Here is a 19,394-nt window from a genome sequence, read left to right on the forward strand (position 1 = left end):
TGGTTATAGAGCACCAGCCAACTCACGTGAGGTTATTCGATAAGTAGTAGGAGACATACCTAGTTTCGCCGTAAACTGTTTAATGTAATAAGTATCATACTCAAACCCCGCAGCACGGGCAATTTCATTTAGGCTCATATCTGTGTGAGTCAGAAGATCACGCGTAACCTTCAATCGATAAGAAAGCAAATACCCCATTGCTGTATTTCCGCATCTCTCCTGAAATCTCTTATTCAACGTTACACGGTTCAAATGAGCGCAATTCGTTAAATCCTCTAAGGAAATCTTGTTTGAATAATGGGTGTGGATATAATCCAATACTGCATCAACTGGTGAGTGTTCCCTTTGTTGATTCAATTCTTCTAACAACCCCAAAATTTGAATCAGATACCTTTTGATTCTACACACCCAAAGCGCGTCGCTTTGCGCTTGAACCTCCGTGCCCAGCACAAAAAACCATTCCAATAAAAGTGGATAAGCCGTCTCGGTTATACGAGGTACGCCGTAAGAGCCCTGATTTCTTTGAAAAAGAGAAAGGCCTGTATGTATCCTGGGAATTTCTGGATAATATTTCTTGGTTTCAGACAGAACGGTCGAGTTCAGAAATTCAAGGTGAAAGCTAAAGGATTGCGCAGCCACATCGTTTTTTTCCATCACTTGCACTTTATCGTCTTCTGTCAAACATAGTACGCCGGGTGCGCTAACGAATATGGGCCTTTCGTTCAAATTCCATTTGATGCTTCCAGACGTAATAAAAATTAGCGTAAGCCGTTCGGGATGGGGAACAACCGTAAAATCCTCGATGGCGTTGAATTCAATATTTACGGTTCTTTGTTTGTAGCGGTCTATTTGTGGCATAGTCATCACCTATCAAATCGTATAGTTAAATGCTTCACTTATAACAGTGTAGCACGCCAATCCAAATGATATAATGACGTCGTCAACATCCAGACGAAAAGGAGAAGCAACGCTATGGCCATTAAACGTTTCAACATTCATATATCCCATGAAGTTCTTGATGATCTGCATTCCAGGCTGCAGAATATCCGTTGGCCGGATCAGTTGGTAGAATCGAATTGGAAGCAGGGAACGGATTTGAATTTTTTAAAAACACTCGTTTCCTATTGGCGAGATCAATATAATTGGCGCCCACAAGAATCTTTGCTTAACCGGTTATCCCAATATCGCTGCCAGATCGATGGAATAGATGTACACTTTGTTCATGAGCATGGGAAAGGTCCAGCTCCCTTGCCCCTTATTCTTACACACGGCTGGCCGGACAGCTACCTCCGTTATCAGAAAGTCATTCCTCTGCTTACCGATCCGGCCAATCACGGCGGTGATCCTGAAGATGCTTTTGACGTCATCATCCCTTCCTTACCCGGGTTTGGGTTCTCTGGTCGTCCAATCCATGCCGGCGTGAACAATTATTATGTCTCTGAGATGTGGGCCAAACTTATGACGGAGAAATTGGGATATCAAAAATTTGCTGCCGCAGGTGGCGATATAGGCTCTGGCGTCACAAGATATCTAGCTTCAAACCATCCTGAGCTTTTAGTAGGCATTCACCTGACTGATATCGGCATTATTCGAGAGCTTATGGCTGCACAGGATCCAGACAAACTTTCGGAAGCAGAACGCCAATATAGAAAAAACGCTGCCGAATGGATTTCCAAGGAAGGAGGTTATATGTCCATGCAATCAACGCGTCCACAAACTCTTGCTTATGGACTCTCCGACTCACCGGCAGGTCTGGCTGCCTGGCTTATCGAAAAATTCCGTGCCTGGAGCGACTGTGGGGACGACCTTTTGAAAACCTTCGATCTTGATGAATTAATCACCCATATCATGATTTATTGGGTTACCAACACTATAGCTTCATCAACACGTATGTATTATGAAAATGCAAACTCTTTGCCGCCGCTCGGCTCCATACAAGTTCCAGCGGGCTTGGCCTTATTTCCGGCCGATATCCTGCAGCCTCCCCAAGAGTGGGCTTCGCGCAGCCTCAATATCACCCGCTGGTCTCCAATGCTCCGCGGCGGGCATTTTACCGCTCTGGAGGAACCAGAGTTTTTTGCCGAGGATATTCGTGCATTCTTTCGGCCTCTTAGAACTAAGATGAATAATCCATGATGCTGTCCCGGTTCATTCCTCTGCCGCTTTCTAAGATGACATCCTGCAAATATGAGCATTAGTATCCTGATAGTTTAATGTTTAATTCTACTTTAGTCCCAAAAATTTAATTTCAGTAATTATATGTTTCATGTTGAGCTAGATTGATACCTTGACGGAGACGATGTTGGAGCAGACAAGTAAATATGTTTGCTAAGAAAGAAGCAGAATGCATGACTAGAATGTCATATCTTGCAGTTTCTTTTATAAGATTCGCTTCTGCTTCCAGAAGTAGAGTATTGTGAGGGTAATTCAGGAGGCTACAACAAAGGACCTCAAAGCTTCTCCACTCGGTAAATCCCTTGTCATGTAGTGAGTATGCATTTCAGTTTATGTAATGTGATAATTTAGTGGTTTTTTTGGTAGATAAATGTAAATCAGAGCACTATAATAACCTTACACCATAGTTTGCATACGAAGATAAACAAACTAAGGAGACTTTACTTTTGAAGAAATCTGTTATCGCTTTGGCTGCTGGCACAGTTCTTCTTGGGGCATTATCTGTACCGACATTAAGTTTTGCAGAGCAAGCCCAAACTTCAGCAAGTATTTCTTCTGAAACATCATATTCTCCATCTCAAAAGAACAGCAAATGGGTCACTGGTATCAGAGGCGCAACGGTTAATGAGGATAAGAAATCGACAGTTCCAACTTCAAAATTTTACATAGAAGGAGGCTTTGCAGGAGATATTTATTTGTATAAATGGCAACAAAAAGGCAACCATAGAGTATGCCCATTATATCAAGGCTTCGTCTACAAAATACTCCCTTAATAATAAAAACAACTCTAAAGTAAGCACTTTTTTCATAAGTGCTTACTTTTTTCATCGTTATTATCTGCCATATTTTTTACTCATCTCTCATGAATTACCCTTTCTATTAGCATGCATCGGTCTATACTACTACACCCATTTAATAGTACAGTGCATAGTGTATAGGCTCTTATCGTGGGGTGTCTCCTACAAGATGAAAGAGAACATGATATTCTTGGATCATGTCGTCCGGTTTCTTCAAAGTCGTTTCATACTCTCCACGGCTTGTACAATTCCCTTGAAGCACTTAAGTATACTTTCAATCTGTTGTAGATTATTGGTATAATTCACTTAAAGGAGCTGATCAAATGGGATTCTTGCTTATTCTTATTGCTATTGCTTTTTTTACGTTTGGTATTTTAAGTAAACGAAACCCCACCTGGGGATGGCGTGCCAACGAAGCCTGGAAGATCAAAGGTGACTCAGAACCAAGCGACGCTTACATTAATGACATGAAATTTTGGGGCTCTGCATCTATTCTCTTTGGTTCCTTCTTTTTAGTGTGTGGACTTTTGGTTATCTTTCTGTAAGCTCTGCGATCTGTTTTTAGTCATCAGCCCCAAACAAAAAAATCCCTCAACGCATAGAGCGCCAAGGGATTCCACATTTTAGTAAAGCGTCAGATATTGATCACGTTCCCATTGATGTACTTGGGTGCGATTTATGTACGAATTTATCACTTCATCTTTTCCTTTATTAGGATAGCGATTTATAGAACATTTCATCAGAAACGTTGTTCACAATCTATCATAACTTTTCATGAATTGGGGGACGTTTGGGGGACACTTAGGGGGACGATTTTAAGACCAATGTAGGGCAGATGGGAATGAACCATTCTACCCCGTTTTACATACTACTTTACGAAAGTGAATTCATGAATCCATGAAGGAGCTTCTACTATTACAACGACCGGCAGAGTAGTCCCAAATACCTGAAGCATAGATAAGGTATAAATTTCAGCATTCTCTTTTTTAATGTCCCATTTAATCTTTAATCTGTGTATTTGCATTGATGCACGTCCTTTGTCGTATTTACTGGAGTGCCTCTCAGTGATATAATTTGCAACGAATAGATGTCTACTGGAGGATCTCTGATTGAAAATCTCCCGTGGGAGATGCCGACTTAAGGAGCTACTCGAAGAACGTCGTATAAAACAAATCGATCTTGCTAGACGCACCGGCTACAGCAGACATTTGATTTCTAATTGGGCCAACAATCAGGATAAAATGTCTGCTGATGTTATGATTAACATAGCTTATGCCCTCGATTGTAAAATGGAAGACTTATACGAACTGATCTTTGAGTGAGCCTGTTGGCTCTCCCTCGGATAAAAGTATGGTTGAACCATACTTTTTACAGACAACTGTACTCCCCTCCCTTTTTTATTTTCCAAGTCAATTATGTCTATAATCGAACATATCAATTTTTGACATAACTATACTACTATTAAATCCCATTATTAGGGGCTTGGCAACAAAAATTCGGGCGCTGAATGTCTCTTAATATTCGACATTATAAGACACTTATTTTCGACAAAAAAAGAGTCGCTATTTTGTAGCAACTCCAGTGAAGATTATTTTCGAATTAATAAAACCCATTTCTTCAACAACCTCATCAAATCGATGGTAAGCAATTGGACATCTTTTCGATGTTTTTGTTACTTCATCTTCAAAGTAAGCATCTTTAAAGATACCATTAACAATCTTTACTTTTTCTACATTAAGAGTGTTGCTTCTATCCACATTTAAAAAACGATATCCGTTACTATTCAAAAAATTCTCCCAATGTCTCAAGGTTCCTACCATATAGTATGTTTTATCAAATGTATGAACCAGTATCTGGTCTCGCTTTCTCCCCTTAGAGATGAAAAGGACTTTGTCTACTAAAACATTTTCTCCTCTTTCTATACCTCCAGGATCTGCCGATACGGTTAAACTTAGCATTTAACATTCCCCGCTTACTTTAACAATTCTTTCGGTGGTTCGGGACTGTGAATCCATGACAGACTTGCCGTGCTCACTGATGCAACTGCAAGTGTTGTCAACATTGCAGCAATATTGTAATACATACTAGCCTTCACTTTACTCGGTTTGGTTTTCTTCATTTTTCACACCTCCTTCTATTAGTGTTAAACTCTGAACAAAAAAACTGGCAGCTACCACTGGAAAAGCCAACCACAGATTTAAAGCAACAATTGCAACTCCCATCAACTTTAGCAACGGATAGTGCTTCTTAGATATACGCGTCTTCCCCTCCACCCTCGATGGCGCGTAAATCAAGATAAGCACAATACTTATTATCGACGTAATAACGATCCAATTGTAATTAAAACTTGCGAAAGATAAAGCAGTAAGTAGAACTGTAGATACAACAATACACACTATATTGCTCTTTAAATGTATTCCTCCTACAATTTGGCGCAACATTGAAAAAGATATCATAGCTAGCAAAGCTTCCTGCATTCTGTCCGTAAAAAATGAGATACCTATAGTCAGTAAAATAATTGAGACTGTATTGATCGCAACGGATATCCCGTGTTTTAAAACATCTATAGATGAAGGATGATCAGGGACAACTGTTTTGATGTGAGTCGCAATATTAAGAGCGATGGTGTCAAGGCTTTTTATAGTAATCACGCTCCGTTTTTAATGCATAATATAAAAACATGGCAGATGCTAAGGCAATAAATAGAATACTCAAAAAGAAATTATTGACGTAAAACATAAATGCACAAGCTGCCAATACTCCTATTATTAAGATAATAACGAGTACATACTCCCACTTAAAACGTAGATTTTCATAATCTGCCGTAAAGCCTATTTTAAATTTATACAGGAACCACGAAATAGCTAACACCCATGCACTAGTTACCGCTTGCGCTAACGATCCTTCTGCTGAGGTCTGCATTTCTGTTGTCAAGGTACCAAAAAGCATTAATATAACCGCCGCTTGGAATAATGTGTACAAAAATGTGCCTGTAATGGATATGATGGCTGCCCAAATAATCGGCATCCTAACAACAGTGGTTATTAATAACGTGAACAATATAATGTTTATGGTTGGAGCAAAGAAAGATAAAGATGTCTCTTCTCTCAAGATAAAGCTCTGCAAATTCATTATCAAACCAATAAACAATGCAGGCCATATATAGTCTAAGGCTCTAACTCTAAAAATAGTTAACATTAAAACAAACGCCGCAAATGTTTCTACAGTCGAGAAAAGCAAGAACCGTACAGGCTCCCACATAACACATAACCCCTTCTCATAATTGGTAACAAATATGCTTTAATTCTATATTTGTTACTTGTTAGAGGCAATCCAATTACCATGTTAAATGGAAGTATTTATGTATTATGTGAGGTAATTATTTTCAGCCTGCCGATATAATATCCTCAAGCCTAATCCAACTAAAGTCATCTTCCCCACGAAACAGTTTTACTTCGCATCTAGCGGTGTTAATTGACGTTACTACACCAGTCATGTCCGTATCGTCAAACGGGCTAAATACTGTCACTGTCACGGCTGTACGTGTATTGTAAGACTCTATTAGAGCCTGCTCGATCAATTGTACCTCTTGGTCATCCAGCTCCGGTTTACCGCGCCGTTGACGGTCTTTCATTAAACGCAAATAAGCTTCTTTGTGCTCAGGGATGATTATCCGACTGCTTTCCCACAAGCCATTACCTTCTAATTTTTTCGACATGTATTTAGCCTCCTGATGTATTATGTAGAAATTATATTACGAACATACGTTCTAGACAAGACCTTTCGCGTTCTGAATCTAAAACTTTTGTACTAGAAAATTATTCCTAGGTCATATATACTAATTTTACAATAATATTACCAATAGATAGGGGTTATGTAATGACTGCAATTGCTGTGATTGCTTTGCTGGTTTTTTTTGTGTTTTTTGTTTTGTGGGCTATAGCTTTAATTAGAAAGAATGGCAAGGCTAAGAAAATGTTTCTCTTTGGTTTAGCTGCTCTCTTAGTATTTATTATTGGAATATCAGTCGCTGACACTCAGAAACCAGCCGAAACTAATTCCAAACCAGTAGCTACCACGCCTGTTAATGAGAACAAAGTTACTACTGAACCAGTCCAAAATGAACAGACTGATGCTAAAAAACCATTGATTGACACATCGCTTCCTTTTGATAAGTTTTCATCTGCTCTCTTTGCATTGCCAGTATCTAAGCAAGGGGAAACATTCGATAGTGTAAGAAACCAAGTTGTTTCATGGTCAGGTGTTGTTATTGAAGCTGGATCAAGCAGCCTTTATGTCTATGGTAAACCTGCAGATTACAACGGTGAATCATGGTCAGATATTAGCGCTGAAAAGAAAAAACTCGGGGATGTTATCGTTGTAAAAGTTTCAGATCGTTCAGAATTGAATGGTCTTAATCCGGGGGATATGGTTACCTTTAAAGGTGAACTTGGTTCCCGTGGTGCTAAGGGAGAAGCCAATTGGAAACTATACAACGGAAAAATAGAGGGTCGGACAGTAGCAGAATCGCCAAACCTCGGAACCATTACCAAAGCTAAATATAACAAGATTAAAAATGGAATGACTTATGAGGAAGTTGCGAAAATTATCGGTGGTCCCGGTGAGGCTCTTTCAGAGGTTGGTGAAAAAGGAGACGAATTTTATACTGTAATGTATTCGTATAAAGGTGAAGTCGAACCTGGTGCAAATGCCGTTTTCACATTCCAAGGTAACAAACTACAAGCAAAAGCACAATTTGGTCTTGAATAAAACGGCCCCCGAGCAATCCGGGGTTTTAATATTTCTATAACCATTATGACTATTGTCAACAAAGGTAATTCCATTGCCTGAATAAAATGAATATGATAACATAAGAATAGAAAAAGGGAACGGCAGCCACCGTCCCCTGCACGACTTACCGCTATAAGAGCGGTCAGCAATTGAGGTTTGATCCAGAAATAGACCGTATCCTCACCAGGGCGGTCTATTTCCGTTTATGGAAAGAAAGTATCAGAATCACCAACGTTGCGAATTGAATCATCAACATCAGTGTGTCTTTAACTTCCATGGCGTCACCTCCCTTCCGGGAGATTAGCCGACCGCCCTATATAGCCGTTTTGTCGCACAATCCAAATTATACCACAAGTCCTCTTTTATGAGGGCTTTTTATTTTACTTCGAGTATTCACTTACTTCAAACGTTAGGATACGATCATATAGCATATAATCCTTACGGCTGCTGAATGGGCCTTTATTGTTATCATGTTTATTAACGGCGTATGAAGCCGATCCAGAACCAGCCTGCTTACCTTCGTACCATGAGATAAAATCATTGACCTCTTTCATGCTCAGGTCGAATTCCTTCTCTAAGCCATTTGTCATGGTGACTACCAGAATAGCACGATCTCCCACCGGGTTATTGGGTTGAGAGGTTCCTGGATCTCCCGGTTGACTTGGAGAGGTTCCTGGATCTCCTGGTTGGCTTGGAGAGGTTCCATTATCGCCAGGCGCATATTTCTCAAAGTCTGAAAAGTATACGGATTTATTAGATCCGCCTGCTACATATATTGTATTATTCAAGCTCACTGCCGATAAAAGCCCCCTTGCAGTTAGTATGCTAGGTACTTTAGACCATGTATCTGTCTTGGGGTTATATTTTTCAACTTCATCCGTTGCTGGCCCGCTTATCTTTTCAGTAGCAGTATTACCTCCAATGACATATATTTCATTGTTTAACACTGCAGCTGACAGCCCCATACGTTTGGTGGACATTGGTGACTTTGTTGTCCAAGTATTGGCTTGAGGATCATATTCTTCTATAGAAGAAAGCAAGCCTTTTGATTCATCGAAACCACCTATTGCATATACCTTTCCATTAACTAAAGCAGATGTGATATATCTACGAGGAGTGGATAAGCTAGCTTTTGTAGTCCAGCTATCGGTACTTGGATCATACTCGTAAACATCTGCGGATGCATTGTTATAAATATTGAATCCACCTATTACAAGAAGCTTTCCATTAACAAATTGAGAGCCGTGACCAGCTACAACCTTGGGAAGTGACTTTCCCTTCTTCCACTCATTTGTTATGGGGTCGTAGATATCCAGTTTGTCATTTATAGGCTCGCCTCCTGTAATATATATTTTCCCATCATATACAGCAGCGCTTACCGTTCCTCTTGGTGTCGGGAGTTTTCCTTTTTGCGTCCATGTTTTAGTTTCAGGATCATAAACATCAATTGTGTCATAAAATTTATTCGGATCATGTCCGCCAATTGAATATATCTTGCCATTAACGGTTACTAGGGTTACTCTGTCAATTTTATTATTCAAATTGGTCTCGCTTATCCAAGCATTTTGTTCAGCAAATATCTGTTTTTCTGTTGAGAAAAAAGCTATGCAAATAATAAAAAACATAAATAATTTTTTCAAAACAATTTCTCCCCTTTTTGTTTTTGTATGCTAAGATTACTCGATTCGATCTAATGAGTCTAAACATAAACTTGCTTATCTATAAATATGTTCTATATTCTTGCATATTTATTTTTTATTGGGTATTAAAAAGGACTCATTCCAGCTTCTATACTGGCTGAGTCCTTGTTTTTAACTCACGATAAATCTTACCTTTGTGCCATTAGAATATTTATCTAACTGATGACTTACCCATGATCCTGCTCCCCGGTTATCACTAGGGGTTATGTATCTGATATCTGCACCTGCGCCGCCTTCAGCACACATTGCCATTGGCCATTCATCGCGGTCATATCCTTTTTTAGTTGGATAGCCCTTGAGTGACTCCTTCCTGTTTTCCTCAGCTCCATCACGATCAATCGTACATACCGAAGAATGTCCGGCTGCTATCGCATCCCTAATGTGTGCTCCGGTTTCAGGGTAACGTGAACTAGGGAACTCCAACGTATACCCAGATGCTTGCTGGTTGATTGCTGTCGGTTCAGCATAGACGCCTTGAACGGAAAAAATAGCAGCTAGTAAAAATACAATTAATCCTCTTGCAATTCCTTTTATCATATGACACCTCCATAGTATTTAGCCTTCTTTATACTAATTGGAGAGTCATGTCGAAGTATCGCATAGCTTGTCGCAAAACAAAAAAAGATCGCCAATTACCCTCAGAGTCCTTTACGTCTACCTAATTCGCACTAATCAAATAGTAATTTGTCAATTCAATGTGATCTATTTCGCATTAAAAATAACAATATATACTATATATTGAATAAGTAATCAAATTTTATTCGAGAGGATGTTTTTGAATGAAGTTGGATAAGATCGTCGTCACTTCCCTTTTGTCATTAGCTTTGTTAGGAAGTTCGTCAGCCGCGTTTGCTTCAACACCCGTTAATAATCAAGTATCCACGAATAGTCAAACATCGTCTATAGTTACACCACAAGGTCTTCCCCAGAAATATGTAACCGGTTATACAAAACAATATCAGAAAGGAGATAAAATCCCTACTACTATTGCTTATACAGAACCTGGAACTGGTTGGGGTGGTTCGTTAACATTGTATGACACTGTACTGGTAAATAATGTATACGTGGCGTACTATCAAGGTTATATTACCAAACCTGATTAATTCGAAAGGCATAACCATTCTAGCCATAATGACCGTATAACTACAATACGATGTACACGTTCAAATAAGCGTGTTTTTAAGTAAATAAACAACAAAGGACTCCATACTGGTTACATACCAGCGGAGTCCTTTTTCACATCTACTCTAAATTCAAACTGCTTTCTCATAAAATAGCTTCCATTAACCTTAATTGAATCAGGTGTATATTTTTCTATCATACCACCATAATCTACAATCTCCACCATTTCGTCGTTCAGTGGTCTAACTACGCATACTCGGGACTGTGATAGAGCTGCTCCCAGAAAATCGGCATCCATACTAAGCACTTTATATATGTTTCCCAACTAAATTCTCCTTTACAAACTAAATATTTAATGTTGCTTTAAACTTCTCGGTCGCCTTGTTGATAATTAATACAACAAGGTTTGAACCATAACCGAGCAGAAAGACAACAAGTTGGGCATTCGCAAAATCTATACTTCCATCTTTTTTTGTAAACAAAACTCCCACGAATAAAATTGGTACAAAACAAGCTATCAGTAATTTAGTCAATGATTTATTAAATTTCTCATAATACGTAGTTATAAAAAAGAACATAGCCCCTAGCATACTTAACACTAGATATTTAATATAAAGATATTCAGTGTTGTTGTCTATTCCTACGTTATCAATTGTTATATACATTAAAGAGTAAATCATAATTAAAATAATAAACATATATGGTGTCGTTACAATCGTAAATTTAGAGGCCAGTCTTCCATGTGCGAAGACTTTACCTGATTTATGTTCTTTTAATATAAGAATAAACTCATCAATCTCAAATTTGATTTTAAACAGCTTATTCTGGTCATCAGGATTAATGGAATTAAGTTTTGTAAATAATTTTTTACATCTTCTAATTACAGCCATTCCAACTTCGTCATATTCATCTGCATTCTCCGAAATTTGCATCAACTTTTCAATTAAATCTTCTTTAAGTTTACTCATATTACTCCTCCCAAAAAACTATCTGTTGAATTTTTTAATTAAAAACGGCTTTTACTTTTTCAATCATTTTATTCAAAATGTAAGTGAGCATATCAGAACTATAACCAAGTAAGAATACATATACATTCTCATTTGTGAGTGAAAAAGGTTCATTTTTATCTATAAATAAAACACTAATAAAAATAAATGGAATAATCATGGAAACTAAAAGTTTATTACCAACCTCATTAATCTCTTTTAATGAGGTCGTAACTAAAAATAGTAACGCTCCATATAAACTTATACCAACATATTTAAGGTATATTCTGGTCTCTTCAAAAAAATTATTTCCTGAATTCATTATAAAAATTATGGCATAAACCATTAGCAAAATTGAAAAAAGCATGTACAAGTTGTGTATCTTATTAGATATAAAAGAATTGGCTTTTATTCTAATTTCATCAATTTTTAAATTCAAGAGATACAACTTCACTTGTTCATCATCTTTGATCCTAAAGAGTTTTTTATATACCTTTCTTATATCTTTTAGAACCTTTAATTTCTTTGCTTCAGGATCAGACCTAAATGATTCTTCTAAAAGTATATTTAACTTCTCTTCAATAATTTTCTTTGTATATTCCAATTTATCACCCTGTATATGTATTTACTTATATTCCCTATTTAGATTATTGCAACATTAAACGAATTAGTCAACAAGAACTATTACTATTGAACCATTAGATTTTAAAAAAATTATCAACTATTCTCGATAAAGATAACTCCATCTCCTTTACCTTATTTAATTATCAGATAGCACAAAAAAGGCATCTTCTCTAGAAAGAGAAAATGCCTTTTTTGTGCACTACTTTATTTAACACTTATCGCCTCCCAATTAAGGGAAGGCGACTAGTCTCTGTTAATTTAGAAAAGCAAAACTCAAAATTTATCGTTATTAAAAATTATTTCAGTCCATTACAATATGTTACTAACCAACTACTTAAAAAGAATCAATATTAGCAAAACTAAAATTATCAACTTACACATTCCAAAAGTTGTTCTTACCATTTTTAAAATAAATTCTTCAGTAAATTTCATCATTGTCTGACCCCTTAACCAAGATCAGAGGCCTAGTCGCAATTCCAACTACAATATACCATAAATTTCAAAGAGAAGCTATACTCTGATGCACTTTTACCTGACTAAACGTAACTGTAACTGTTCTATATCCGACTTTAACACTTTATATGTATGGTTCATGCTGATCACCTCAGGAAGGTATTCGGTGAACGGTATGGTAATTCCTTTAATGAAGAAGGTCCCACCAATCATTAAGTTAGCGGGACCTTCTTACCTACTCCATTTAGAACTCATAGCTAACCAAGTAGCTTTTCCTTCAACTCAACACTTCTATTGCTCTCGGCAAGCTTTTCAAGCACTTCTCGAGCATCCCACTCGTGAATTGGGTGCACTCTAAGTTGATATTCTTTTATAAATTTTTCAAATACTTCATAACTCAACTCAAAATCATCAACTTTGAAATGTTCTTCAAAGTTCTTAGTGACTTTTTGAACATCAGGGTTACTTTGATCAGGATGCAAACGGATGTTAAATAACATACAAAGATTCGTGATAAAATGCTGATCTTCTCGACTAAGCTCTTTTTCAGCACACCACTTATCATATGGGGACAATTCATCTTCTGCTAAACGCAACAATACAGATTTCCATTCAAGCAAAACATTTATGCGTTTCTCAAGCTGGGTAATATTTGAGTTTTCCATGATGCACCTCTCACTTTCCAAGTCATTAAAGTATTACTTTGCTACCATAATAAATCAACCACTCAACAACCATCCCTACTCCTTCTGCAATTCCTTTACTAACGACTCCTCTCATTTCTTGAACGATAGCAGACCTTGCGCCTGCGGCTATTTCAGCAGTAGTCAATTCTACTGCTCCTAAGTAACTTTCAAGAACACCAAAAACCTTACTGTTATATTTAATAACAGCTGCCACTGTCTCTGTATCAAAGAATTTTTCCAGAGTCCATCTCGACACAGGGTTATCAATAACATATCTTAATGCTTTAATAGCAATTTCTACAGCCTTAACTTTTACACCTTGGGTACTAACTTCCCCATCAGGCTGTACAGTAGGAGCAGGCGGAGTTACAGTATTAGCATCTATCGTTGGTGCTGTTCCGTATGTAGCAGTTACTGAAGATGTTTCTGCAAACGCCGCAAAAGGAGTTATAACAGAGAATAATAAAGCAGTTGCCATTGAACTCAAGATAGTTTTTTTAGCTAATTTCCATTTCACTTATACATTCCTCCAATATTTTGTATTTACAACAAAATAATATATAAAAATGAATGTCGAAGTAAGAGGAAAACCGTAAATTTAAATAAACAGTAAGGAAGTCCCATTATGAATTCCTTTAAAATTCTAAATATTCAGCAATGACATAAATAAATTTCAAACTATTCTTCCTTCTTAGACATAGTCTTTCGAACTAGAACATGTAAAAATATTGTTGTTTATTGACAAAAATCCCCGCCAACCAATAAAGGTTATCGGGGATTTTACTACTTAACGATAAATTCAACCTTCGTCCCATTTTTATATTCATCCAATTTGTGACCTACCCACGATCCAGCTCCACGATTATCCTTTGGACTTATGTACTTAATGTCTGCACCTTCTCCACCTTCGGAGCACATCGCCATAGGCCATTCATCTCGATCTTTGCCCTTCTTGGTGGGTATACCCTTTAGGGACAACTCACGGTTATGGTCAGCTCCTTCGCGGTCTATGGTGCATACTGGTGACTTTCCGGCTGCTATAGCCTCTTTAATGTGCTGTGCTGTTTCGGGATAACGGTCTGACGGGAATTCTAGGCGCACGGCTTCTCCTGGCGCTGTTGTAGTGGCCACAGGAGCGACGGTCTGCACCGAAGGCTTTGTATCTCCCCATTCTGTGTGGGACAGTGTATTTATAAACCCACCTAATACTATTAACGCCCCAAGCAAGCAAATTGTAATACAGGTTTTACGCATAACGTCTCCCCCTTAAACGTAAAAACACCCCACCAGCTTAGCCAGTAGGGTATCACCGATGCTTTCGGATTGGAAACTTTCTGATTTTATAGTATCAATTCCTTAAAATTTCAAGTTGAGAATCAAGTTTTTGTGAACACTCATTTAACTGTGTAGTTAATTTATCATATAACGGACCTTCTAATGTTATATCATTATTTTTTAATAACAATATCTTACTATAAACTGACGAAAGCGTGTGTATGACTTCATCTTTTATCTCTTGTCCTATTAATGTAGAACATTTATTCCAATTTGAGTCACTTAAATATTTAATAAAATCTTTTTTTCCGAGATAGTAGTGATCTCTTGAGTTTTCTAAAAGCCTAAAGTTTTTGTCAACTTCAACTTTTATCAATCTTATTACGGCATAATTGCCAGACTGTCCTTTTAACCTGTCTAATTCAAAAGTTTTATGAACCTGATATGCGGCTACTATATAAGCGACCACTGCACCTATGAAACTTCCCACGATGCTCCCTATACCGCCAACAACCGCACCTATATAGTCCCCTCCCGATATCCTAATACTCCCAATTAAAAAAACACTCAATACGATTAGTGAACCTGTTGCTAATGAAATCAGCGATGTAATTATAAGAGCACGTAAGGAAACACTTAGATTTTTCTTCATAATTATCATTCCCCTACATTAATTCAAAAAGCCTTCGAATATCGTCATCATCACTATATTCTTGAATATCAGATAATCGAAGGCTAGAAGCGTTTCCCGCGTTATTCCCTATTGGAAAGTCATTATCTAATGCTTGGGTATTAGGCGACTGTATCAATTCAAATGTTACAACCAAATTGTCCTCTACGAGCGAATATGGAATTGTTGTTCCACAATTTTTACAAACGAAATTTGAATTCAAATTCAAATGTTCGTCTGGCCCTGCAACCCTATGGTTACAAATAGGACACACTAGAGTCACTCTCTTTTTCAATAAATTAAGGTCTGCATTGTACACGCTTTGTGAAAATAATTGTAATGAATGCCGAATATCAATCCCACAGTCAAGACTAAATTGAAGGGGATTTAAATGTTGAAGAGTGTTTTGCCTTCTAGTCCCTAGCCACCAATCGTAAAGTTGGATTGATTGATCAGGAAATTTCGCCCTCTTCAAATTTTCTAAACACGGAAAGAACATGCTCTTGTACCTCCTTTGGAGCACATTGAATTTCTAAAAACTGCAAAACAACTCTGTTGTCGTAGACTTCAAATCTAGTTTCAACTTTTTTCATTCCTCCTCCATCTTGTTCTCTTGATTCAACATTTTCCTCCGGATGCGAAGAAGTATCATCTTCATTAGAATCATGCAAGAACCAAGTAACCCAAAGTTTATTAAGTTTCATCAATTCATCTAATGTCTCTCTCGTGTCGAAATAGATATCAGCATATTCAATTCCATCCTCCGCAGAAAGAGCGACAACCTTTGCTCCCGACTGGTCGGAAAAATCAATTTTGTCTACTATCCCTAATTTATCTTTATCATAAGCTTTGTAATTGATTAAGTCACTTAAAATTAAGGATCTTTCAAATAAACGTGCTACCCGAATTGGTATATCGACAGGATATTTACTACTTTTTAACTCAACAGTAGAAGACAACTCTTTAATTGTATGTTCAATTACCGAAAGATTGTCTAAAACTTTTTTGGAATATGGCGCTTCTGCTTTATCCGTTAAAACTTTGAATATTCTGTATAGTGTGTTTTTCGTTTCAGACATATTAATATAAACGATTTTGAAAATATTTTTCAATAATTCCCAGTAATATTCAAAATCTTGTTTTGACTGAGCTTCATTAACTATGTAATTATTAGAATGCGGTCTTGTTTTTATCAGTAGGTATCTCTTTTGAGGAAAAATATCGATCCAATCATAATCCGTTATTATCTTAGTTGTAATCATCCCTTCACCGTCATCAACTTCGACCGATGCTTCCCTTATAAATGCCATAGATATCTTTTTGACTTGGTCATCTAATTGTTCTACGTTTAGATATACCATATCTCCAGCTTTCGAATCTACACTCATTAAGTCATTGAAGTTTTCAAAAGGTAACGATCTAGCAGCTAAGTTTGATTGAACCGATCGGTATGAACCCAACACGCTTAAACTTTCAACTGCGAAGTTACAAATGAAAATTTGTCTATTGCGCCCATAATTGATTTCTTCAACTACGAAATCTTTAAATGTATCTATAAATGTATTATCTTCCATCAATGCATTATTTAATCTTTCGTAAGCAGAGGGCTTTCCGCTATGTGTTTTTCCGTTCTTTTTGAGAAAATCTCTAATTCGATATTGGTATAAATAATCTGCCAATCCTTTTGGAATTTCCACGATAATCTGCTCCTTTAGGAAAATAGTTCCTTAATGATAGGAGTATTATATACTACTTAAGCCCTAAATGCATAGCAAAAGATCAGGACTAGTAGATTAGCACCCAACTAGAGTATGCTAGCAGGGTGCTTACTTCATTTTTTATTCTACTGCTACTCCCGTTACATTAGCCTGTGGTGCTGGAGAAGCATCTTGATGAGTTTCAGGTACCGCGCTTTCCACGGTATCTGCTCCAGTAGCTTGTGATAGGATTGCAGTAACTTGAGCAGCTAACGATGATACAGCTTCCTTAGCTGCGGCCTGTGCTGCCTCCTCGTTTGGCTGTACTTCAGGAGCAAGTACTGACTTCGTCTTAGCCTTGTACTCCAAATATGCCTTCTCAATCGCGGATTTTAGCTCTACTTGGGATACTACAATACCTTGACTGGAAAGTGTAAGTGAAGCATACTGCAAAGCCTCCTGAAGCTTACGTTCTCCTCCAGCTTCTTTAAATGCTGTTTGAGCAAGTGCAAATGCCTCCCCTGCTACTTTATGGATTACCTCACGTTGTGCTGCCGTTGTACGCGCTTCTAGCCACACGTTAACCTTAATCTTGAGTTTGTTCAGACCTCCTAAAACAAACGCTGTAAGCACACCTACGACTGCTGTTGCAATAGTACTTACATATGGCTGTACAGTTTCGATAATTGTTAACATGATTACTTTTCCCCTTTCGTTTTCAACGATGCGATTTTATTCTTTGAATCCCAAGACACTACCGCCCCATAAGCATCAGCAATTGGTTTGAGCTGTACATATGCTGTACCCTCTATAAGTTGGACAGTTTGCAGCTTGGACCCGTTTAAATAGGCTTCCTTGCGAACGTTGTCCCAACGATAAGATAGGCCCAAGGCATTTGCCAAAGACCGCAGCGGTACATAGGTTCTGGAGCCATACAGGAGTGCTTTCCCCGCTTCCTTGCCATTTGCAATAAAAGTACCAGATGTGAATGTTCCCGCCTTATCTGGTGAAACAGGAGGCTTGGTGAAGCGTGCTCGCAACTCGTCCACTGTGCCGTTATACTCATTTAAATCGACTGGCCCAGTAATACCGGATACCTTGCGTGTGCCGCTCGGCAGAGTCCCACCATACTGACCATCGGAGTATTGCCAAAATTCCCAACGTGACCAGCCAGACGCATCAGATGGGGCCTTTGTGGCATGGTACCGCGCAATCCATAGTGGATAACCAGATAGCCCGGAAAATTTGCCGATAAACGATGGGTACGTGTAAACAATTGGGCGTACTCCAGTAAGACGCTCCACTTCCTCCAGAAACGCCTTAGCGACCGCCGTAACAGTTGCTTTGCTTAAGTTGGACTTATTGGACTCATAGTCCATCACGGGCGGCAGGTTGAACGTGGACACGCCTCCTGCATCCTTTATTGCCTTTGCAAAGTTTGCCGCCTCTTGTCGGGCCAGATCCGGCGTGGTTGCCGAATCATCAACATAGTGATACGCCCCGATCATCAAGCCAGCGGCCTTCGCATCCTTCACAAATTTAAGAAACGTTTTGGAGCGGAACGACTTGCCCTGCGTTGCCTTGATAAATACAAAGCTGATTCCGTCTGCGGCAACCTTTTTAAAATTTATGTCGCCCTGGTGATGGGATACGTCGATCCCTTGCGCGTTACCTTTTTTCCTTGCTTGCATCTTCTCTATCCCCTTCCTGACTTCCGCTTTTACTTTTTAGAACCTCAACCGCTTGTCGGATCACTGGTGGTATTGGCGCTCCAAGCCTGCCGCCGTTCTCAAGAATCGAAAGCAGCTCATTTGCCATGTAAAAATAGGCGACTGCATCCCGGAAAAGATGCGAATCGCCTAAGACACCATCAATTAGATGGGATACTGCTACCATTGCAAAAATAAATACCTTTCGAGCGATACCAATAAGACCAATCTTGCTTTTTAAACCAGGTCCGGTACCCTTCTTACCTTCCGCGCCAGCGGCAAATAATCCGGTCACATAATCAATAATGACCAGAGCAAGTAACACCCCCAATACTCCCGACCACCCACCGTAAAAATACGTCACAGCACTGCTTCCTAAAGCAGTGCTGAACTTAAAAACCTCCCACTTATCCACCTTGCTTCCCCCATCTCTCCGTTCAGGAAACTTTTCCTGAGCTATCTATCATCGTCTGCTTTCTGTTTCTTTTCTTCTTGGGCCTGTATATCTGCTAATGCATTTCCTACTGCTATATCCAATCCCTCAAGTATTTCTTTACGTTTATGTGGTTGTGAAGCAATTACAGCAGAAATGACCTCAGTCAAATCCTCAACAGGTCTGGTTAGATCCAGTTGTATATCCAATGTAGATTTTATTTTTGCCATGGGTTTCGTCACCCCCTCAAGACGCAAAATAAGCCCCTGATTTATC

27 protein-coding genes are annotated in these 19,394 nt (G+C 38.4%); 6 read left to right on the forward strand and 21 right to left on the reverse strand.

What is annotated here, in order from left to right; translation table 11 throughout:
* Positions 1–3 precede the first annotated feature (3 nt).
* Positions 4–858 (reverse strand): helix-turn-helix domain-containing protein, encoded by an 855-nt coding sequence (locus FKV70_RS04335; RefSeq protein ID WP_142611944.1) that lies wholly within the window; start codon positions 856–858, stop codon positions 4–6.
* 114 nt (positions 859–972) lie between these two features.
* Here FKV70_RS04335 and FKV70_RS04340 point away from each other — a divergent pair, with 114 nt between their 5' ends.
* The 4 genes from FKV70_RS04340 to FKV70_RS04355 all read left to right on the forward strand — a co-directional run bounded on the left by FKV70_RS04340 (position 973) and on the right by FKV70_RS04355 (position 4,294).
* Entirely contained in the window at positions 973–2,136 is a 1,164-nt protein-coding gene (locus tag FKV70_RS04340) for an epoxide hydrolase family protein (protein WP_142611945.1), read from the forward strand.
* 485 nt (positions 2,137–2,621) lie between these two features.
* Positions 2,622–2,948: a hypothetical protein gene (locus FKV70_RS04345; protein WP_142611946.1), complete on the forward strand. Its 327-nt coding sequence runs from the start codon at positions 2,622–2,624 to the stop codon at positions 2,946–2,948.
* Positions 2,949–3,295: 347 nt separating this feature from the next.
* The gene (locus FKV70_RS04350) at positions 3,296–3,517 is read left to right on the forward strand and encodes a DUF6199 family natural product biosynthesis protein (RefSeq protein ID WP_142611947.1); all 222 of its coding nucleotides are present in this window, start codon (positions 3,296–3,298) and stop codon (positions 3,515–3,517) included.
* A gap of 564 nt (positions 3,518–4,081) precedes the next feature.
* Positions 4,082–4,294, forward strand: coding sequence for a helix-turn-helix domain-containing protein (locus FKV70_RS04355; RefSeq protein WP_043921417.1), 213 nt, complete (start codon positions 4,082–4,084; stop codon positions 4,292–4,294).
* A 240-nt stretch (positions 4,295–4,534) separates the two neighbouring features.
* Here the strand turns inward: FKV70_RS04355 and FKV70_RS04360 are convergent, their stop codons facing one another.
* The 5 genes from FKV70_RS04360 to FKV70_RS04380 form a co-directional block, all read right to left on the reverse strand.
* Positions 4,535–4,930, reverse strand: a complete 396-nt coding sequence (locus FKV70_RS04360) for a LytTR family transcriptional regulator DNA-binding domain-containing protein (protein ID WP_014599896.1) — start codon at positions 4,928–4,930, stop codon at positions 4,535–4,537.
* A 14-nt stretch (positions 4,931–4,944) separates the two neighbouring features.
* Positions 4,945–5,091 (reverse strand): cyclic lactone autoinducer peptide, encoded by a 147-nt coding sequence (locus FKV70_RS04365; RefSeq protein ID WP_016821994.1) that lies wholly within the window; start codon positions 5,089–5,091, stop codon positions 4,945–4,947.
* A complete protein-coding gene (locus FKV70_RS04370) occupies positions 5,069–5,623 on the reverse strand; it encodes an accessory gene regulator ArgB-like protein (RefSeq protein ID WP_142611948.1) in 555 nt (184 codons plus the stop codon). Before FKV70_RS04370 ends, FKV70_RS04365 begins: the two co-directional genes overlap by 23 nt.
* Complete coding sequence (locus FKV70_RS04375; RefSeq protein WP_014599897.1) at positions 5,601–6,233, reverse strand: hypothetical protein; 633 nt, start codon at positions 6,231–6,233, stop codon at positions 5,601–5,603. Before FKV70_RS04375 ends, FKV70_RS04370 begins: the two co-directional genes overlap by 23 nt.
* A 124-nt stretch (positions 6,234–6,357) precedes the next feature.
* The gene (locus FKV70_RS04380) at positions 6,358–6,690 is read right to left on the reverse strand and encodes a YolD-like family protein (RefSeq protein WP_142611949.1); all 333 of its coding nucleotides are present in this window, start codon (positions 6,688–6,690) and stop codon (positions 6,358–6,360) included.
* Between the two features lie 161 nt (positions 6,691–6,851).
* Between FKV70_RS04380 and FKV70_RS26455 the strand changes: the two genes are divergently transcribed.
* On the forward strand, positions 6,852–7,742 hold the full coding sequence (locus FKV70_RS26455) for a hypothetical protein (protein ID WP_244310657.1): 891 nt from the start codon (positions 6,852–6,854) through the stop codon (positions 7,740–7,742).
* Between the two features lie 214 nt (positions 7,743–7,956).
* On the opposite strand, the gene FKV70_RS27075 is transcribed toward FKV70_RS26455, so the two are convergent.
* From FKV70_RS27075 to FKV70_RS04395, 3 genes are all read right to left on the reverse strand, one after another.
* The gene (locus FKV70_RS27075; protein ID WP_223822117.1) at positions 7,957–8,040 is read right to left on the reverse strand and encodes a putative holin-like toxin; all 84 of its coding nucleotides are present in this window, start codon (positions 8,038–8,040) and stop codon (positions 7,957–7,959) included.
* Positions 8,041–8,143: 103 nt separating this feature from the next.
* Positions 8,144–9,403: a Kelch repeat-containing protein gene (locus FKV70_RS04390; RefSeq protein WP_142611950.1), complete on the reverse strand. Its 1,260-nt coding sequence runs from the start codon at positions 9,401–9,403 to the stop codon at positions 8,144–8,146.
* Between the two features lie 171 nt (positions 9,404–9,574).
* A complete protein-coding gene (locus FKV70_RS04395; protein WP_142611951.1) occupies positions 9,575–10,000 on the reverse strand; it encodes a NucA/NucB deoxyribonuclease domain-containing protein in 426 nt (141 codons plus the stop codon).
* Positions 10,001–10,242: 242 nt separating this feature from the next.
* Between FKV70_RS04395 and FKV70_RS04400 the strand changes: the two genes are divergently transcribed.
* Positions 10,243–10,566, forward strand: coding sequence for a hypothetical protein (locus FKV70_RS04400; protein WP_142611952.1), 324 nt, complete (start codon positions 10,243–10,245; stop codon positions 10,564–10,566).
* Between the two features lie 110 nt (positions 10,567–10,676).
* Here FKV70_RS04400 and FKV70_RS04405 read toward each other — a convergent pair whose 3' ends face one another.
* The 12 genes from FKV70_RS04405 to FKV70_RS04465 all read right to left on the reverse strand — a co-directional run bounded on the left by FKV70_RS04405 (position 10,677) and on the right by FKV70_RS04465 (position 19,348).
* Positions 10,677–10,910 carry a hypothetical protein gene (locus FKV70_RS04405; RefSeq protein WP_142611953.1) on the reverse strand — a complete coding sequence of 78 codons (234 nt, stop codon included), beginning with the start codon at positions 10,908–10,910 and terminating at the stop codon, positions 10,677–10,679.
* Positions 10,911–10,929: 19 nt separating this feature from the next.
* A complete protein-coding gene (locus FKV70_RS04410) occupies positions 10,930–11,553 on the reverse strand; it encodes a hypothetical protein (RefSeq protein WP_142611954.1) in 624 nt (207 codons plus the stop codon).
* Between the two features lie 34 nt (positions 11,554–11,587).
* Entirely contained in the window at positions 11,588–12,175 is a 588-nt protein-coding gene (locus tag FKV70_RS04415) for a transcriptional regulator (RefSeq protein ID WP_142611955.1), read from the reverse strand.
* 730 nt (positions 12,176–12,905) lie between these two features.
* Entirely contained in the window at positions 12,906–13,313 is a 408-nt protein-coding gene (locus tag FKV70_RS04420; RefSeq protein WP_142611956.1) for a hypothetical protein, read from the reverse strand.
* 25 nt (positions 13,314–13,338) lie between these two features.
* Positions 13,339–13,851 (reverse strand): hypothetical protein, encoded by a 513-nt coding sequence (locus FKV70_RS04425; protein ID WP_142611957.1) that lies wholly within the window; start codon positions 13,849–13,851, stop codon positions 13,339–13,341.
* A gap of 266 nt (positions 13,852–14,117) precedes the next feature.
* Positions 14,118–14,588 (reverse strand): NucA/NucB deoxyribonuclease domain-containing protein, encoded by a 471-nt coding sequence (locus FKV70_RS04430; RefSeq protein ID WP_142611958.1) that lies wholly within the window; start codon positions 14,586–14,588, stop codon positions 14,118–14,120.
* A 94-nt stretch (positions 14,589–14,682) separates the two neighbouring features.
* Positions 14,683–15,261 (reverse strand): hypothetical protein, encoded by a 579-nt coding sequence (locus FKV70_RS04435; RefSeq protein WP_142611959.1) that lies wholly within the window; start codon positions 15,259–15,261, stop codon positions 14,683–14,685.
* A 470-nt stretch (positions 15,262–15,731) separates the two neighbouring features.
* On the reverse strand, positions 15,732–16,976 hold the full coding sequence (locus FKV70_RS04445; protein ID WP_142611961.1) for a hypothetical protein: 1,245 nt from the start codon (positions 16,974–16,976) through the stop codon (positions 15,732–15,734).
* A gap of 141 nt (positions 16,977–17,117) precedes the next feature.
* On the reverse strand, positions 17,118–17,672 hold the full coding sequence (locus FKV70_RS04450) for a phage holin, LLH family (protein WP_142611962.1): 555 nt from the start codon (positions 17,670–17,672) through the stop codon (positions 17,118–17,120).
* 2 nt (positions 17,673–17,674) lie between these two features.
* Positions 17,675–18,667, reverse strand: coding sequence for a GH25 family lysozyme (locus tag FKV70_RS04455; protein ID WP_142611963.1), 993 nt, complete (start codon positions 18,665–18,667; stop codon positions 17,675–17,677).
* Positions 18,645–19,100, reverse strand: a complete 456-nt coding sequence (locus FKV70_RS04460) for a phage holin family protein (protein ID WP_208738390.1) — start codon at positions 19,098–19,100, stop codon at positions 18,645–18,647. The genes FKV70_RS04455 and FKV70_RS04460 overlap by 23 nt, the downstream gene beginning before the upstream one ends.
* 41 nt (positions 19,101–19,141) lie before the next feature.
* On the reverse strand, positions 19,142–19,348 hold the full coding sequence (locus tag FKV70_RS04465; protein ID WP_244310659.1) for a hypothetical protein: 207 nt from the start codon (positions 19,346–19,348) through the stop codon (positions 19,142–19,144).
* Positions 19,349–19,394 lie beyond the last annotated feature (46 nt).

Source organism: Paenibacillus ottowii (assembly GCF_006874425.1).
Classification (GTDB): Bacteria; Bacillota; Bacilli; order Paenibacillales; family Paenibacillaceae; genus Paenibacillus; species Paenibacillus ottowii.

Coding starts and splice junctions, on each gene's coding strand:
- FKV70_RS04335 (WP_142611944.1), bottom strand. CDS start 858: ATGCCACAAATAGACCGCTACAAACAAAGAACCGTAAATATTGAATTC.
- FKV70_RS04340 (WP_142611945.1), top strand. CDS start 973: ATGGCCATTAAACGTTTCAACATTCATATATCCCATGAAGTTCTTGAT.
- FKV70_RS04350 (WP_142611947.1), top strand. CDS start 3,296: ATGGGATTCTTGCTTATTCTTATTGCTATTGCTTTTTTTACGTTTGGT.
- FKV70_RS04360 (WP_014599896.1), bottom strand. CDS start 4,930: ATGCTAAGTTTAACCGTATCGGCAGATCCTGGAGGTATAGAAAGAGGA.
- FKV70_RS04365 (WP_016821994.1), bottom strand. CDS start 5,091: ATGAAGAAAACCAAACCGAGTAAAGTGAAGGCTAGTATGTATTACAAT.
- FKV70_RS04375 (WP_014599897.1), bottom strand. CDS start 6,233: ATGTGGGAGCCTGTACGGTTCTTGCTTTTCTCGACTGTAGAAACATTT.
- FKV70_RS04380 (WP_142611949.1), bottom strand. CDS start 6,690: ATGTCGAAAAAATTAGAAGGTAATGGCTTGTGGGAAAGCAGTCGGATA.
- FKV70_RS26455 (WP_244310657.1), top strand. CDS start 6,852: ATGACTGCAATTGCTGTGATTGCTTTGCTGGTTTTTTTTGTGTTTTTT.
- FKV70_RS27075 (WP_223822117.1), bottom strand. CDS start 8,040: ATGGAAGTTAAAGACACACTGATGTTGATGATTCAATTCGCAACGTTG.
- FKV70_RS04395 (WP_142611951.1), bottom strand. CDS start 10,000: ATGATAAAAGGAATTGCAAGAGGATTAATTGTATTTTTACTAGCTGCT.
- FKV70_RS04400 (WP_142611952.1), top strand. CDS start 10,243: ATGAAGTTGGATAAGATCGTCGTCACTTCCCTTTTGTCATTAGCTTTG.
- FKV70_RS04410 (WP_142611954.1), bottom strand. CDS start 11,553: ATGAGTAAACTTAAAGAAGATTTAATTGAAAAGTTGATGCAAATTTCG.
- FKV70_RS04420 (WP_142611956.1), bottom strand. CDS start 13,313: ATGGAAAACTCAAATATTACCCAGCTTGAGAAACGCATAAATGTTTTG.
- FKV70_RS04430 (WP_142611958.1), bottom strand. CDS start 14,588: ATGCGTAAAACCTGTATTACAATTTGCTTGCTTGGGGCGTTAATAGTA.
- FKV70_RS04435 (WP_142611959.1), bottom strand. CDS start 15,261: ATGAAGAAAAATCTAAGTGTTTCCTTACGTGCTCTTATAATTACATCG.
- FKV70_RS04450 (WP_142611962.1), bottom strand. CDS start 17,672: ATGTTAACAATTATCGAAACTGTACAGCCATATGTAAGTACTATTGCA.
- FKV70_RS04455 (WP_142611963.1), bottom strand. CDS start 18,667: ATGCAAGCAAGGAAAAAAGGTAACGCGCAAGGGATCGACGTATCCCAT.
- FKV70_RS04465 (WP_244310659.1), bottom strand. CDS start 19,348: ATGGCAAAAATAAAATCTACATTGGATATACAACTGGATCTAACCAGA.